13 protein-coding genes and 1 pseudogene are annotated in these 15,151 nt (G+C 72.9%); 7 read left to right on the forward strand and 7 right to left on the reverse strand.

The window, feature by feature from the left end:
- Positions 1-256: 256 nt before the first annotated feature.
- From SM452_RS25120 to SM452_RS25145, 6 genes and pseudogenes are all read left to right on the forward strand, one after another.
- Positions 257-1,824 (forward strand): annotated as a pseudogene (locus SM452_RS25120) (BCCT family transporter).
- Positions 1,825-1,868: 44 nt separating this feature from the next.
- A complete protein-coding gene (locus SM452_RS25125) occupies positions 1,869-2,843 on the forward strand; it encodes an ABC transporter ATP-binding protein (protein ID WP_262015179.1) in 975 nt (324 codons plus the stop codon).
- Entirely contained in the window at positions 2,840-3,691 is an 852-nt protein-coding gene (locus tag SM452_RS25130) for an ABC transporter permease (RefSeq protein ID WP_120568541.1), read from the forward strand. Before SM452_RS25125 ends, SM452_RS25130 begins: the two co-directional genes overlap by 4 nt.
- 10 nt (positions 3,692-3,701) lie before the next feature.
- On the forward strand, positions 3,702-3,947 hold the full coding sequence (locus SM452_RS25135) for a helix-turn-helix transcriptional regulator (RefSeq protein WP_013287928.1): 246 nt from the start codon (positions 3,702-3,704) through the stop codon (positions 3,945-3,947).
- A gap of 73 nt (positions 3,948-4,020) precedes the next feature.
- Complete coding sequence (dnaG, locus tag SM452_RS25140) at positions 4,021-5,916, forward strand: DNA primase (RefSeq protein ID WP_262015181.1); 1,896 nt, start codon at positions 4,021-4,023, stop codon at positions 5,914-5,916.
- Positions 5,916-6,458, forward strand: a complete 543-nt coding sequence (locus tag SM452_RS25145) for a hypothetical protein (protein WP_262015182.1) — start codon at positions 5,916-5,918, stop codon at positions 6,456-6,458. The genes dnaG and SM452_RS25145 overlap by 1 nt, the downstream gene beginning before the upstream one ends.
- A gap of 3 nt (positions 6,459-6,461) precedes the next feature.
- On the opposite strand, the gene SM452_RS25150 is transcribed toward SM452_RS25145, so the two are convergent.
- A complete protein-coding gene (locus tag SM452_RS25150; RefSeq protein WP_463840823.1) occupies positions 6,462-6,836 on the reverse strand; it encodes a type II toxin-antitoxin system VapC family toxin in 375 nt (124 codons plus the stop codon).
- Positions 6,833-7,087, reverse strand: coding sequence for a type II toxin-antitoxin system Phd/YefM family antitoxin (locus SM452_RS25155; RefSeq protein WP_194802314.1), 255 nt, complete (start codon positions 7,085-7,087; stop codon positions 6,833-6,835). Before SM452_RS25155 ends, SM452_RS25150 begins: the two co-directional genes overlap by 4 nt.
- Before the next feature lie 110 nt (positions 7,088-7,197).
- Here SM452_RS25155 and SM452_RS25160 point away from each other — a divergent pair, with 110 nt between their 5' ends.
- On the forward strand, positions 7,198-7,737 hold the full coding sequence (locus SM452_RS25160) for a GNAT family N-acetyltransferase (protein WP_463840824.1): 540 nt from the start codon (positions 7,198-7,200) through the stop codon (positions 7,735-7,737).
- A 48-nt stretch (positions 7,738-7,785) separates the two neighbouring features.
- Here the strand turns inward: SM452_RS25160 and SM452_RS25165 are convergent, their stop codons facing one another.
- The 5 genes from SM452_RS25165 to SM452_RS25185 form a co-directional block, all read right to left on the reverse strand.
- Positions 7,786-8,754 carry a TAXI family TRAP transporter solute-binding subunit gene (locus tag SM452_RS25165; protein WP_463840825.1) on the reverse strand — a complete coding sequence of 323 codons (969 nt, stop codon included), beginning with the start codon at positions 8,752-8,754 and terminating at the stop codon, positions 7,786-7,788.
- A complete protein-coding gene (locus SM452_RS25170) occupies positions 8,751-9,143 on the reverse strand; it encodes a roadblock/LC7 domain-containing protein (protein ID WP_194802308.1) in 393 nt (130 codons plus the stop codon). Before SM452_RS25170 ends, SM452_RS25165 begins: the two co-directional genes overlap by 4 nt.
- Positions 9,140-11,476 carry a sensor histidine kinase gene (locus tag SM452_RS25175; RefSeq protein WP_463840826.1) on the reverse strand — a complete coding sequence of 779 codons (2,337 nt, stop codon included), beginning with the start codon at positions 11,474-11,476 and terminating at the stop codon, positions 9,140-9,142. Before SM452_RS25175 ends, SM452_RS25170 begins: the two co-directional genes overlap by 4 nt.
- A 65-nt stretch (positions 11,477-11,541) precedes the next feature.
- Positions 11,542-12,561, reverse strand: coding sequence for a TAXI family TRAP transporter solute-binding subunit (locus tag SM452_RS25180; protein ID WP_262015186.1), 1,020 nt, complete (start codon positions 12,559-12,561; stop codon positions 11,542-11,544).
- Entirely contained in the window at positions 12,537-14,798 is a 2,262-nt protein-coding gene (locus tag SM452_RS25185) for a TRAP transporter permease (RefSeq protein ID WP_463840827.1), read from the reverse strand. Before SM452_RS25185 ends, SM452_RS25180 begins: the two co-directional genes overlap by 25 nt.
- Positions 14,799-15,151 lie beyond the last annotated feature (353 nt).

Genomic DNA, 15,151 nt, shown 5'->3' on the forward strand with positions numbered 1-15,151 from the left:
ACGAAGAGTCACCCAAGTGATCATCGATGCCGAACCCTAACGGCAACCAACCGAACCGATCACCACACACATAGAAGCGTCTTGGAGTTGTGGCACCTCTGATACCAGCGTGAAGCCGGCATTCCGGGCGCCACAACTCCAAGACGACGGAGGCGGAGTGGGGCGTTTCGTCCTACCCGGGCGGCTGCGCTGCCCAGGATGGGGCCATGGGGGAAGACGTGGGCAAGCGGGTCGACCGGGTGGTGCTCGGGCCCGCGTGGCCGGCGTGCTGGCCGAGGTGGCCTGGGGCGTGTTCGCCCGGGGCTCGCTGGCCCGGTTCGGCGAGTCCGGCCTGGCCTGGACCGTGAGCACGTTCGGCTGGTTCTTCGTGGTCGCGGCGGACGCCTTCCTGGTGTTGGCGGTGGTCGTGGCCGCCTCCCGGTTCGGCCGGATCCGGCTCGGGGCCGACGACGACGAGCCGGAGTTCGACACGCTGGCCTGGATCGCCATGATGTTCAGCGCCGGCATGGGCATCGGCCTGGTGTTCTTCGCCGTCGCCGAACCGATCCAGCACTACGCGACGCCGCCGCCCGCGTCCGGCGTCGAGCCGCAGACCGGTGCTGCCGCGGCGACGGCCATGCAGTACACGCTCTTCCACTGGACGCTGCATCCGTGGGGCATCTACGCGATCGCGGCGCTGGCGCTGGCGTACTCGACGTTCCGCAAGGGGCGTGGTAACCGGATCTCGTCCGCGTTCGCGCCGCTGCTCGGGGACCGGACCGAGGGCCCGCTCGGTCGGGCGATCGACCTGCTCGCCGTCTTCGCCACCGTGTTCGGCTCCGCGACCAGCCTCGGTCTGGGCGCGCTCCAGGTGGCGGCCGGCCTGGATCTGGTGGCCGGCGGCCGGACAGCCGGGCCGTCGAGCTGACGATCATCGGCGCGCTCACACTCGCGTTCGTCGTCTCCGCGTTCTCCGGCCTGCACCGGGGCGTGAAGTGGCTGTCCACCACGAACGTGCTGATCGCGGTCGTGCTGATGCTGTTCGTGTTCGTGGTCGGTCCGACCGTCTACACGCTGGAGGTGCTGCCGGCCTCGGTCGGTGACTACCTGAGCGGCCTGGTGCGCATGTCCACGCGTACCGGGGCGTTCTCCGATCCTGCCTGGCTGGGCTCGTGGACGATCTTCTACTGGGCGTGGTGGATCTCCTGGGCGCCGTTCGTGGGCACGTTCATCGCCCGCATCTCGCGCGGCCGCACGGTCCGCCAGTTCCTGATCGGGGTGCTGCTGATACCCAGCGGCGCGAGCACCGTCTGGTTCGCGGTGATGGGCGGGACCGCCCTGCGTACGCAGACCACCGGCACCCGCGATCTGGTGGCGGACGTGGACGCCGGGTCCGAGCAGGCGCTGTTCGGGCTGCTCGACGCGCTGCCGCTGGCCACGCTGACGAGCGTGCTCGCCATGGTGCTGATCGGTCTCTACTTCGTCACCAGCGCGGACTCGGCGTCGCTGGTGCTCGGCTCGCTCAGCTCGCGGGGCGCGTTGCGGCCACATCGCGGGGTGGTGGTGCTCTGGGGCGTGCTGATCGGCGCGGTCGCGGCGGCGTTGCTGCTGGCCGGCGGCCTGGCCGCGCTGCAACAGGCGACCATCCTGGTCGCGTTGCCGTTCGTCGTGGTGATGTTGGGCCTGGCCGTCGCGGTGCTCCGGGAGATGGCCGCCGATCCGATGCTGCGCGCCGGGCCCCGGCCCCGCCGCTCCGGCCTGGCCGCCGCGGTGAACGCGGCCCGGTCGTACGAGGAGGAGGAACCGGCCCCCGTCACGCGCTGGTTCCACCGCCCACGCTCCTGAGTGGGGGTACCTCTGTTTGTAGTATGAGTGCTACATTCCGAGGCATGACTGCGGTCGAACTTCCCGGGGCCGTCGCGTCCCCCCGACCGCCCGACGAGGATCTCGTCCTCGACGTGCGGGATCTGCGTATGCGCTACGGCGCCGTCGACGTGCTGCACGGCGTCGACCTGACCGCCCGGCGGGGCGAGGTGGTGGCGCTGCTCGGGCCCAACGGCGCGGGCAAGACCACCACCATCGAGATCCTCGAAGGCTTCCGGCTGCCCTCGGCCGGCACGGTGCGCGTGCTCGGCACCGACCCGGCGCGCGGTGACGAGCGGTGGCGCGCACGACTGGGCGTGGTGCTGCAGTCCTGGCGCGACCACGGCAAGTGGCGGGTACGGGAGCTGCTCGCCCACCTCGGCGACTTCTACGCGCCGTACGCCACCGATCGGATCGCGCGCCCGTGGCCGGTGGACGAGCTGCTGGAGACGGTGGGCCTGGCCGCGCACGCCGGCAGCCGGGTGTCCCGGCTCTCCGGTGGTCAGCGTCGCCGGCTCGACGTCGCTGTCGGCATCGTGGGCCGGCCGGAACTGCTGTTCCTGGACGAGCCCACCGTCGGCTTCGACCCGGCCGCCCGGCGCGAGTTCCACGAGCTGGTGCACCGCCTGGCCGACCTGGACGAGACCACCATCGTGCTGACCACGCACGACCTGGCCGAGGCGGAGAAGCTGGCCGACCGCATCCTCATCCTGGCCGGCGGCCGGATCATCGCCGAGGGGTCGCCCGACCAGCTCGCCCGGCGTGTCGCGGGGGACGCCGAGGTGCGCTGGACCCGGGACGGCGAGCGGTACGTGCACGCCACCGCCGACGCCACCGCGTTCCTGCGCGACCTGCTCCGTGAGCACGGCGACCGGATACGCGAGCTGGAGGTGCGCCGGGCCAGCCTGGAGGACGCGTACCTGGCGCTGGTGCACGAGGAGGAGACCGGCATCCGTACCGGCCGGGCCGAGCGGGTGTGGCAGCAGGAGGCGAACCGATGAACCCGACCACCAACGCGCTACGGGCCGGTCTGCGGCGCGGCGTGATCGAGCTGCGCGCCACGTTCACCAACGGCCAGGATCTCTGGACCTACTTCTTCCCCACAGTGGTGCTGCTGATCGCCGTGTTCTGGATGCGCGGCTCGACGGTGCCCGGCACCGACTTCTCGCTCGGCGCCCGTACGCTGCCCAGCGCGCTCGGCATGGGCCTGCTCTTCGGCGGCCTGCTCGGGCTGGCCAACCAGCTCGTCATCGACCGGGAGGACGGCACGCTGCTGCGCGCCAAGGCGATCCCGGACGGCATGCTCGGCTACCTGGTCGGCAAGATCGTGCTGGTCTCGGCGGTCGCACTGATCGGCGTGGTCATCCAGCTCACGCCGGGGCTGTTCTTCCTCGACGGGCTGCGGCTCGGCGACCCCGGCGCCTGGCTCACGCTGGCCTGGGTGGTGCCGCTCGGGCTGGTGGCGACGCTGCCGCTGGGCGCGGTGATCGGCTCGCTGGTGGAGAACCCCCGCAACATGGGCCTGGTGGTGATGCCGATCTTCGGTCTCATCGCGCTGTCCGGCATCTTCTACCCGATCAACGGCCTGCCCGGCTGGCTCCAGGGCGTCGCCCAGGTGTTCCCGCTCTACTGGCTAGGCTTGGGCATGCGCTCGGCGCTGCTCCCCGGCGACCTCGCGGCCGTCGAACTCGGCGGCTCCTGGCGGCACCTGGAGACGGTCGGCGTGCTCGGCGCCTGGGCGGTGCTCGGGCTCGTGCTGGCCCCGGTGGTGCTGCGCCGGATGGCCCGCCGGGAGTCCGGCTCGCGGGTCGCGGCCCGGCGGGAGCGGGCCATGCAGCGGGTCGGATGAGAGGGCGTCGATGAGCGAGACCGTGCACAACCGCATCGCGGTGCTGCGCGCCGAACGGGGCATCTCCCGCCGGCAACTGGCCGACGCGCTCGGTGTGCACTACCAGACCGTCGGTTACCTGGAGCGCGGCGAGTTCCGGCCCAGCCTGCACCTGGCGCTGCGCATCGCCGCGTACTTCGAGGTGCCGGTCGAGGTGGTCTTCTCGATCGAGCCGTTCCCGCGTATCGGCGACCCCGCGGCGGCCCGCTCGGCCTGAGCCGGCGGGGACGGGCGTGGCCGGCCACACGCCCGTCCCCCCGGCCGCCGGAACGTCGGTCCGGCAGGGCAGGATGTACGCCGAGGGGGTGGCGGTCATGGCGGGGCGGATCCGGGACGAGGACATCGCGCTGGTCCGCGAGCGCACCGCCATCGCGGACGTCATCTCCGAGGTGGTGACGCTCAAGTCGGCCGGCGGCGGCAACCTCAAGGGGCTCTGCCCGTTCCACGACGAGAAGAGCCCGTCGTTCAACGTCTCGCCCGCCCGCAACGTGTTCTACTGCTTCGGCTGCGGGGTCGGCGGCGACGCGATCAAGTTCCTGATGGACGCCGAGCACCTCAGCTTCGTCGAGTCCGTCGAGCGGCTGGCCGCCCGCGCCGGCATCCAGTTGCGCTACGTCGAGGACGACAGGTCGGCGCCGCGTCCCCGCCCGCAGCAGGGGCAGCGGCAGCGCCTGGTGGCCGCGCACGCCGCCGCCGTCGACTTCTACCGGGCCCAGCTCACCACCGCCGGCGCGCGCCCGGCCCGCGAGTTCCTCGCCGGGCGCGGCTTCGACCGGGCCGCCGCCGAGCGGTACGGCTGCGGCTTCGCCCCCGACGGGTGGGACCTGCTCACCAAGCACCTGCGTCAGCAGGGCTTCACCCACGACGAGCTGGTCACCGCCGGGCTGTCCCGCCCGGCCCGCTCCGGTTCGCTGATCGACAGGTTCCGCCGCCGCCTGATGTGGCCGATCCGGGACATCACCGGCGACGTGATCGGCTTCGGCGCCCGCAAGCTGTTCGACGACGACGACGGCCCGAAATACCTGAACACCCCCGAGACGCCGATCTACAAGAAGTCGCACGTGCTCTACGGCATCGACCAGGCCAAGCGGGAGATCGCCAAGCAGGGCAAGGTGGTGGTGGTCGAGGGCTACACCGACGTGATGGCCTGCCACCTGGCCGACGTGCCGACGGCGGTGGCTACCTGCGGCACCGCGTTCGGCGGCGACCACATCTCGGTGCTGCGCCGGGTGCTGTTCGACAGCGACGAGCGGGCCGGTGAGATCATCTTCACCTTCGACGGCGACGCGGCCGGGCAGAAGGCCGCGCTGCGCGCCTTCGAGGACGACCAGCGCTTCGTCGGGCGTACCTTCATCGCGGTCAGCCCCGACAACATGGACCCGTGCGATCTGCGCCTGGCAAAGGGCGACCTGGCCGTACGCGACCTGGTGGCCCGCCGCGAGCCCCTGGTGGACTTCGCACTCCGGCACGTGATCAACCGGTTCGACCTGGACACCGTCGACGGCCGGGTCGAGGCCATGCGCCGCGCCGCGCCGCTGGTGGCGAAGATCAAGGACCGGGAGAAGCGCCCGGAGTACGTCCGCAAACTCGCCGGCGACCTCGGCATGGAGATCGAGCCGGTGCAGCGCGCGGTGCTGGCCGCCGCGAACGGGCAACCGGCCCCCGGTGGGCCCGCCGCGTCCGGGCGCCCCCGCCCGAACGCGCCCACTGTGGACAGCCCTCGCTCCATGGTGGAGCGGGAGGCGCTGAAGCTGGCGTTGCAGGAGCCGGTCCTGGCCGGCCCGATGTTCGACGCGGTCGAGGCGACCGACTACCAGCATCCGGTGCACCTCGCGGTACGCGCCGCCGTGGCAGCGGCAGGCGGGGCGTCCGGCGCCACCGGCGGCGCGGTCTGGATCGAGCGGGTCCGCGATGCCTGCGACGACCTGGCCGGGCAGGCGTTGATCGGCGAGCTGGCGGTGGAACCGCTGCGTATCGACGGCGAGCCCGACCCGCGGTACGTCTCGATCACCATGGCTCGGCTCCAGTGGAGTTCGGTCACCGGCCGCATCCGTGACCTGAAGTCGAAGATCCAGCGAGTCAACCCGGTGAGCAACAAGGACGAGTACTTCGCCCTGTTCGGGGAACTGCTCTCGCTGGAACAGCACGCACGGGCACTGCGCGAGCAGGCCGCCGGAGGTTTGTGATGGGTCTGTTCAACCGCCGGCCGAAACTGCCCTCGGCGGACCGGCCGCCGCTGGTCGCCGACGAGCGGGTGCTCGCCTGGGCCGCCGCCGGCACCGGCGAGGGCGGCAACGACGGCGTGCTGGTCGCCAGCAACCGCGGGCTCTGGCTGCCCGGCCGGGTGGACCGCCTCGGCTGGCACGACATCCTCAAGGCGGTCTGGTCCGGCCGGGAACTCACCGTCACGCCGGCCGAGCCGGTCGCCGAGCGCGACGGCTACCTGGTGGTCGCGGACGGCCTCCCCGAGACGTACCTGCTCGTCGACCCGGGTGACCTGCCGCACCAGGTCCGGGCCCGGGTCACCGGCTCGGTGGCGTACACCTCGCACCACGAGGTGCCCGGCGGCTCCGGGCGGATCGCGGCCCGGCGGGTGCCCGGGGTCGACGGCCTGACCTGGACGGTCCGCTACGACCCGGGGACGCCGACCGACGACGAGGCGGTGACCGACGAGACCGCCCGGCTGGTCGCGGCGGCGCGGGCCGCCACCACCCCCGCCGACGCCTGAGGCCTACACCTTGAGGACGTCGACGTCGTAGAGCGGGATGGAGGCGTCGCGGGTGGCCAGGGTCAGGTTCTCCGTGATCGCCTGCGCCACCAGCATCCGGTCGAAGGGATCCCGGTGATGCGGCGGCAGGCGGCCCGCGGTGATGGCGTGGTCGTGGGTCACCGGGAGTTCACGGAAACCCATGTCCCGCACCCGTTCCGCGAGGTCGGGAGGACCGGAGAGCTTCCCCGCCTGCTGCCTGACGGTGATCTCCCAGAGGCTGACCGGGGAGAGGAAGACATCGGGGTCGTGGCGTAGCCGGTCGAGGAACTCGACACCGAGAGTGGCGTCGCCGGTGATGGCCCAGAGCGCGACGTGGGTGTCCAGCAGCAGGGTCATGCGCCGATTCCGAAGTCGGCGGCGATCTCGGCGTTGGTCTGTGGCGAGTCCCAGTCACCGGAGAGGTCCACCTGCCCGGCGAGGGAGCCGACCGCCGTGCGGTCGGTTCGGCGCACGAGCGGCACGACCTTCGCCACGGGGGTGCCCGCCCGGTCGATGATGATCTCTTCGCCGCGTTCCACCCGCTCGATGATGCGCGACAGGTGGGTCTTGGCGTCATGCATGTTGTAGTGCGCAGCCTCAGCAGACACAGCGCGACCTCCTCAGTTAGCTAAGCACTTAGTTTTTAGGCGTGTGGGGCGCCCGGCGGCGGCCGGATAATCCGGTCGAGTGGCTGCGGCCCGGCTGTTAGCGTCGCGGGATGTTCGCCACCGACCGGGTCCGCCTGCGTACCCCCACCCCCGACGACGCACCGGACCTGTTCCGCCTGCACGCCGATCCGGAACTGCACCTGATCACCGACGACGGGCCGTTCCTGCCGCACCACGTGGGGCAGGTCCGGGCCCGGCTGGAGAAGCGCGCCGGCGAGCAGCCGGACGCGGGCGCCGCGGTGTCGCTGCTGGCCGAGACCGTCGCCGACGGCACGTTCCTCGGCACCGGCGTGCTGTGGGGGATCGACACGTTCAGCAGGCTCGCCCACCTCGGCATCACGCTGCTCCCCGAGGCGCGCGGCCAGGGCTACGGCACCGAGGTGATCCGGCTGCTCTGCCGGTACGGCTTCCGCAACCGCAACCTGCGCCGCCTGGAGATCGAGACGCTCGCCGCCAACACGGCCATGCGGCGTACCGCCGAGCGATGCGGTTTCGTCCACGAAGGCACCCAGCGGGAGCGCGGGTACGACGGCGACGGCTTCGGGGACATGGTGATCTACGGCCTGCTGCGGCGCGACTGGACGCCGTGAGCAGGCGCCTCCCCGCCCCGGCGCGGTCGAGGCGGCGCGGTCCCGCCCTCAGCCGGTGCGGTAGAACCGCTGCGCGCCGGGATGCAACGGGATCGGGCGGGTCGACGCGGCACTGGACCGGTTGAAGTTCGCCGCCTCCGGGTGCACCTGGATCAGTTCGCCCTGCCAGGTGAACAGCACCCGGGTCAGGTCGTACGCCAGCTGGTCCGGCATGTCCGCCCCCACCAGGATCACGTTCGCCACCGTGATGGTCGGCGTCGGCTCGGGTGTCCCGTACACCTCCTTCGGCAGCGTCGCCGTGGTGTAGACGGCGCCGAAGCGGGCGCTCAACGGCTCGATCAGCTCGTCGATCGGCAGCAGCCGGAACGTGCCCGGTGCGGACGAGAGCAGATCCTTGACACCGGGGGTGGGCAGACCGCCGGAGAAGAACATGGCGTCCAGGCCCTTCGCCCGCATCCGCTTGACCGTCTCCGGCAGCGACAGGTTGAACCGCTGGATGTCCCGGTTCGGGTCCATGCCACCGGCGGTGAGCAGGCGCCCGGCGATGATGTCGGTGCCGGACTTCGGCGAACCGGTGGAGATGCGCTTGCCGCGCAGGTCGGCGAAGCTGCGGATCTTGCCGTCGGCGCGGACGATCACGTGCGTGTAGTTGCTGTAGACCCGGGCCAGCGCGCGTACCGGCTGCGGCTGCTTGTCGAACGCCCCGCGCCCGTCGACCGCGTCCGCCGCCGTGTCGGCCAGGCTGAACGCGATCTCCATGTCGCCGCTCGCCACCCGGGTGATGTTCTCCACCGACGCGCCGGTCGGCTCGGCCCGCGCCTCGTACCCGGGCAGGTGGCGGGTGATCAGGTCGGCGTACCCGCCGCCGAGCTGGTAGTAGACGCCTGTGGTGTTGCCGGTGGCCAGGAAGATCCGCCCGCCGTGCCACGCCTCGGGCGCGGAGTCCTCGGCCGCGCACCCGGCCACCAGCACCGCCGACATCAGCGCGGCGGTCAGCCGCAGCACGCGGCCGGTCATCGGCGGACCGCCGGTTCCAGCGCCTCCGCCACCCGCTGCACCAGCGTCGCCGTCTCGTAGCCGATCTGGCCCAGGTCGCAGCCGGGCGCGGCCAGCACGCCGAGCAGCGCCCGCTCACCCACCGCCATCACCAGCATCACCCCGCCGTCCATGTCCACGATCTGCTGGCGTACCCGGCCGGCCGACATCAGCCGGGCCGCGCCCACGGTCAGGCTCGCCAGCCCGCTGATCACCGCCGCGAGCTGGTCGACCTGGTCGGGGGAGAGGTCCGGCGAGGACGCCAGCCGCAACCCGTCCTCGGAGACCGCGAGCGCGTGCGAGACGTCCGGCACCTGCTCGGCGAAGTTCGCCAGCAGCCAGTCCAGTCCGGTGGTGGACGGTGAGGTCATGGTCTTCTCCCGTTGGGTGTGGTGTTCGGGGCACGGCGGGTCGCGCTGGCCACCCCCTCGGCGAGGGCGGACAGCCGGGCACGTACCACTTCGGGGTCGAGCAGGTCGGTGGCCGGCGGCGGCGCGGTGGTGTCCGGCATCGGCTCGGGCAGGTGGCCGCCCACCTGCCGCCGGGGCAGCCCGGCGGCGGTGGTCGGGACGGGCGTCGGCGGCACGCTCACCGGGCGGATCCGGGCGGTGCTCGGCGCCAGCAACGCGCCACCCGGCGTGCGGACCGCGGCGACGCCGCGCGCCGGCCCGACGGTCGTGGCGCTGGTGACGAGGCTGCGGCCGGCGGCCGGCCCGGACTTGAACCAGGCCGCGGCGCGCGGCCGCCGCTCGGCGGCAGGCCGGGACGCCACCGACTCGACCCGGGTCAGGACCGATTCCGGTACGTCGACCTGCGCCACAGTGCCGGTACCGGGGTTGTGCAACTGCACCCGGATCCCGTGCCGGGCGGCCAGGTGGGCCACCACGTGCAGGCCCATGCTGCCCGCCGCCGCGCTGGACAGCGTGGCCGGCGCGGCCAGCCGCTCGTTGATCTCGGTCAGCCGGCTCTCGCTGACGCCGATGCCCTGGTCGCGGACGCGCAGCACCAGCCCGTCGACCGTGCGCCGGCCGTCGACGAGCACCCGGGCCTCCGGTGGCGAGTAGACGGTGGCGTTCTCCAGCAGCTCGGCCAGCAGGTGCACTAGGTTGCCGGCCGCCGTGCCGTGCACCGCGGCGGTCGGCACGTCGATCTCCACCCGCGGGTAGTCCTCGATCTCGGACGCCGCCGCCCGCACCACGTCGTCCAGCAGCAACGCGCCCTCGTGCCCCCGGCCGGGCTCACCACCGGCGAGCACCAGCAGGTTCTCCCCGTTGCGGCGCAACCGGGCGGCGAGGTGGTCCAGCGCGAACAGCCGGGCCAGCGCGTCCGGGTCGGTCTCCTCGCGCTCGAAGTCGTCGAGCAGCCGCAGCTGCCGGGTGATGAGCGTCCGGATGCGCCGGGCCAGCGCCTCCGCCATCCGGGTCACGTCCAGCCGCAACTCGGCCTGCTGACCGGCCAGCCGCAACGCGGCCCGGTTCACCGTGTCGAACGCCTCGGCGACCTGCGCCACCTCGTCCCGGCCGCGTCTGATCCCGTCGGTCATCCGGGTCGCCGGGCCCTCCGCCGGGGTCCGCTCGCCCGCCGCGATCGCGGTGATCCGTTCCGGCAGTTCCCGGTTCGCCATGGTCAGCGCGGCCACCCGCAGCCGGCGCAACCGGCGGCTCGTACGGACCGCCAGCAGCACGGCGGTGAGGAGCGAGCCGAGCGCGACCGTGCTCGTCGCGCCGGCGGTCAGCACCGCACGCAACCGGGCCGCCCCGGCCAGGTCCGCCGCGTCCCGGTCCAGCCCGTCGGACAGGTCCCGGCCGAGCAGGTTGTACCGGCGGATCGCGCCGCTCTGCGCCACGTACCAGGCGTCGCCGTCGCTCTTCAGCGCGTCCGGCGCGCCGTCGGTGTCGAGCACCGTGTCGCGCATCCGCCGGGCCGCTGTCACGTCCGTGCCGTCGACCTTGCGGTACCAGGCGGTTCTCGACGAGTCGGAGGCGATCCGCAGGAACTCGGCCTGCCGCTGCTCCCGGGCACCCCGCAACCGGCCCAGCCGGGCCAGCTCACCGCGTTCCAGCCCGCCCCGGACGAACACCGCCCGCAGCAGGTCGCGCTCCAGCGAGGACAGGTGCTCCTGGGCGGCCACCGCGGCCACCTCACGGGCCTGGTTGGCCAGATCGGCGTCGCGGAGCTGGCTCGGCAGCGCGTCCGCGACCGCGAGCAGCGACTCCACGAGCGACACGTACGCCGGGTCGGCGTCCTCGCCGGCCACCGCCTGCTCCCGGGTGGGCGCGAGCTTGTCCAGGCGCCGGCTGGCGTCGTTGAGCACGGGTGCCAGGTCGGGGGCGGCCCGGCGGGCGTCACCCTGCGCCGCGCGGTAGCGATCGACAGCGGTGTCCACCCGGCGTCGCTGCGCGTCCACGAGCGGGCGACCCGACGTACCGCCGCGCTGGCGCAACGCGGCCGTCTCGCCCAGCTCGCGTTCCAGCTCGTGCACCAGCCGTACGGTCGCGGTGGCGGTGCCGGCCAGCACGCGGGCCCGGTCGGCGTCGGCGGACGCGTCGAGCGCCGCGCCGGTCTGCGCCGCCCCCAGCACGACCAGGCCGGCGGTGGCCACCAGGATCGGGGCCAGCAGTTGGACGCGAACCGAGCGGAGGCGTCCGGTGCGGTCCGCGGAGCGGTGATGCCGGCGTACGCGAGCCGGGTGGGGCAGCGGCACGGGGGTCTCCGGGTCGGGTCGGTGGGCCGGGCCCGGACGCGACGTCCGGGCCCGGCCCGTTCAGGTCAGCTCGCGCCGAGGTCGCTCAGCGCCCGCTCCGCGCCACGGTGCAGCGGCACCGGGTCGGTCTTGCGGGCGTTGCCCAGCTCGATGCCCTTCGCCGCCGGGTTCGCCTGGGCCAGGGCGTCCTTGGAGTCGAACACCGTCCGGGTGATCGCGCAGGCCACGTCGGCGTCCAGGTCGTCCCGCACCAGCAGCACGTTCGGCACCACGATGGTGGGCACGTCGGCCGGGGTCCGGTAGATGTCCTTGCCGATGGTGCCCGCCTGGTACGCCGGGTTCAGCTCGGCCATCTTCGGCAGCAGCGGGCTGATGTCGACGAACTTCACCTTGTCGCCGGACGTGGTGAACAGGTCGGTGACCCCGCCGGTCGGTACGCCGCCGGACCAGAAGAAGCCGTCGATGCTGCCGTCCTTCATGCCGTCGACGGTCTTGGTGAGGTCCAGCCGCTGCGCCTGGATGTCCTTGGCCGGATCCAGCCCGGCGGCGGTGAGCAGGCGGTTGGCGATGACCTCGGTGCCGGACTTCGGCGACCCGGTGGAGATCTTCTTGCCCTTCATGTCGGCCACCGACGTGATCCCCGCGTCGGCGCGGACCACCACCTGCGTGTAGTTGTCGTAGATCCGGGCCAGCGCCTTCACCGGCTGCGGCGCGGTGAAGCTCCCCTTGCCCTGCACCGCGTTGACGGCGGTGTCGAACAGGGAGAACGCCACGTCGTACTGGCCGGCGACGAGCTGCTCCACGTTCTGCACCGAGGCGCCGGTCTCGGCGGCCGTCCCGGTGAGCTTCCCGTCGGTGGTCTTGCTCAGCTCACCGGCGAGCGCGTTGCCGACCACGTAGTAGACGCCCGTGGCGTTGCCGGTGGCGATGCCGACCCGGGTGTCCTTGGTGACCTTGCAGCTGACCTCGCGGGCGGCGTCGTCCTTCGCCGCGCCGTCCTGACGGCCCCCGCAGCCGGCGGCACCGGCGGCGACCAGGACAAGTGCCCCGACACCCGCCACTATCCTCGCGTCGATCCGTCCCACTCTCTCTCCTCCCCAAGGTCCACGGATTCTTCGACCGCCGGGCGGCCGGCGTGCCCGGCGGCGCCACGTCGGACGTACACGCCCGCGACCGCCAGCGCGGCGAGCGCCGCGCCGATCGCCATGGGCAGCGGTTCCAGCCAGAGCAGCACCAGCCCGGCGATCGCGCCGACGATCCGCTCCGGCACGCCGGCCGGGCCCACACCGGGTAGCCAGCCGCCGGCCGCGACCGCCAGCACCGCGACGCCGAGCGCCGACACCAGGCCGGCCGTCACGATCCGCCCGGGCCCGCCGATGCCGAGCAGCCCGAGGCCGGTCGGCGTGATGACGAAGGCCAGCGGGATCAGGTATGCCGGCAGCGCGTACCGCAGGGTCTGCCACATGGTCGGCACCAGCCGGCCGCCGGTGACCGCGGCGGCGGCGACAGCGGCGAGCGCGGTCGGCGGCGAGACCTCGGACAGCACCGCGAAGTAGAAGACGAACATGGCCGCTGCGGGCGCCTCGACGCCCAGGTTCAGCAGCGCCGGGCCGATGATCACCCAGCCGATGACGAACGACGCGGTGACCGGCACGGCGAGGCCGAGCAGGCTGAGCGCGACGGCGGCGAGCACCGCGGTCAGCGCCAGCACCACCGCCGGCTCCGAGCTGACCGCCTGCGCGCCGTCGATCAGCAGCGCGGCGGCCTGCGGCCCGAGACCGGTCTTCGTGGTGGTGGCGGTGATGATGCCGGCCGCGGCGCAGACGGCGCTCACCGCGAGCACCCCGCGTACGCCGTCGCGCAGCGCCGCCACCAGCCGGGCGGGCGTGAGCCGGTGCCGGCGGTCCAGGAAGGACAGCGCCGCCGCGATCACGGTGGCGATGACGACCGCCCGCATCGCCGACGCGCCGAGCGCCAGCACCACGATGATCACGAGAAGCGAGAGGAAGTGGTAGCCGAAGCGGGCCAGCAACCGCCACGCCGAGCCGGTGTCGATGACCACCGGGCGCACGCCGGAGCGCCGGGCGTCGATCTCCACGGAGAGCAGGATGCCCAGGTAGTAGAGGATCGTCGGCACCGTGGCCCAGCCGAGCACCTGGAGGTAGGACACGCCCAGGTACTCGGCGATGATGAACGCGGCGGCGCCCAGCGTCGGCGGCGACAGGATCGCCCCCACGCCGGCCGCGGCGAGCATGCCGCCCGCCCGCTCGGCCGGGTAGCCGGCGCGACGCAGGATCGGCCAGGTCACCGCGCCGATGCTGACTGTGGTGGCGGCGCCGGAGCCGGAGACCGTGCCGAGCAGGAAACCCGAGGCGACTGCGGTACGCCCGGCGGCCGTCCGCGAGCGGCGGAACGCGGCGGCGGACAGCTCCACGAAGAACCGGCCCGCGCCGGACAGGTCGAGCACCGCGCCGTAGATCGTGAACAGCACGATGTACGAGGCGGCCACGTCCAGCGGGGTGCCGTAGAAGCCGCTGTCGGAGTTGTAGAACGCGTCGACGAGCTGCCCGAAGTCGAGCCCCGCGTGCGCCACCGGCCAGGACTGCGGCAGCAGGCCGCCGTAGTAGCCGTACCCCAGGAACAGCACGCACACCGCGGGCAGGATCCATCCGGTGGTACGCCGGCACGCCTCCAGCAGCAGGAGCAGCAGCCCGGTGCCGAACGCCACGTCCAGCGGATCCAGCAGGCCCTGCCGGTCGAGGAAGGCGTCGTACCCGCCGCCACCGGCACCGATGGTGACCGGCAGCACCGGGTAGAGGCAGACGACGAGCGCCGCGAGGGCCAGCAGCCAGTCCGCGGGCGTGGGCCCGCGCCGGTCGTCCGCGTCGGCCTCGGCGCGTCGCAGCCGCACTCCCGAGGGGTACGCGAGGAACACCACCGGCAGGACGCCGGCCAGGAAGAAGATGAGGTAGTACTTGCTGCCCTGGGCCAGCGGGAAGAACACCTGCCAGAGCGTCAGCAGTCCGACCGCGACGGTGACGCCGGTGAAGAGGACCCCGACCGGGCCGGCGAGCACCCGTCCCGGTTTCTCCTCCTCGAACCGGGCCGCCAGCTCACGGGCGTCCCGGGTCTGGTCCGGGCTCTCGCCCTTGTCGCGGGCTTCGTTCTCGTCCCGGGTGTGGTGCTCGTCCGCGGTGTGCTCGCCTGCGGTGTGGTGCGCTGCTCGGCTGTGGTGGTGCGTCTCGCCCGGCCCGTCGTCGGCCCACTCGGGCCCGGCGACGCTTCCGTCGTCCGGCGGCAGCGACACCACCTCGGCGTCCACGTCGGACCCCGGTCGTCCGCCGGACGGCGGCCGGGGTTTGGGGGGAGTCGCGTCGGAGGGGCGAACGGACGGCACGAGGGGGCACGATACGCGAATAGCGCGCATGTTGGGAACGTTGCCGATCGTGATTGCAATGAGTGACGGAATGGAGGTTCGCTCACTCGCGTCGCATATTTCTTGAAACTGTCTCGCAATGGCGGGAGGCGGTCTCTCGCGGCTCTCTCCCGATATCGCTTACAACGATGAAAAGCGGGCGTGCCCGTGATGCTTGTCGTCACGCAATGTGTCCACTCAGGTGGGTGCGTCTCCCGTGTCGGCTCGCGCGGGCGGCACCCGTCGCGCCGGGGCGTGCG

This window comes from Micromonospora sp. SYSU B005 (assembly GCF_055362685.1).

Excerpts from the sequence above, each read along its gene's own strand:
- SM452_RS25145 (WP_262015182.1), top strand. The coding sequence starts at position 5,916 with ATGGGTCTGTTCAACCGCCGGCCGAAACTGCCCTCGGCGGACCGGCCG.
- SM452_RS25170 (WP_194802308.1), bottom strand. The coding sequence starts at position 9,143 with ATGACCTCACCGTCCACCACCGGACTGGACTGGCTGCTGGCGAACTTC.
- dnaG (WP_262015181.1), top strand. The coding sequence starts at position 4,021 with ATGTACGCCGAGGGGGTGGCGGTCATGGCGGGGCGGATCCGGGACGAG.
- SM452_RS25165 (WP_463840825.1), bottom strand. The coding sequence starts at position 8,754 with ATGACCGGCCGCGTGCTGCGGCTGACCGCCGCGCTGATGTCGGCGGTG.
- SM452_RS25160 (WP_463840824.1), top strand. The coding sequence starts at position 7,198 with ATGTTCGCCACCGACCGGGTCCGCCTGCGTACCCCCACCCCCGACGAC.
- SM452_RS25130 (WP_120568541.1), top strand. The coding sequence starts at position 2,840 with ATGAACCCGACCACCAACGCGCTACGGGCCGGTCTGCGGCGCGGCGTG.
- SM452_RS25135 (WP_013287928.1), top strand. The coding sequence starts at position 3,702 with ATGAGCGAGACCGTGCACAACCGCATCGCGGTGCTGCGCGCCGAACGG.
- SM452_RS25150 (WP_463840823.1), bottom strand. The coding sequence starts at position 6,836 with ATGACCCTGCTGCTGGACACCCACGTCGCGCTCTGGGCCATCACCGGC.
- SM452_RS25125 (WP_262015179.1), top strand. The coding sequence starts at position 1,869 with ATGACTGCGGTCGAACTTCCCGGGGCCGTCGCGTCCCCCCGACCGCCC.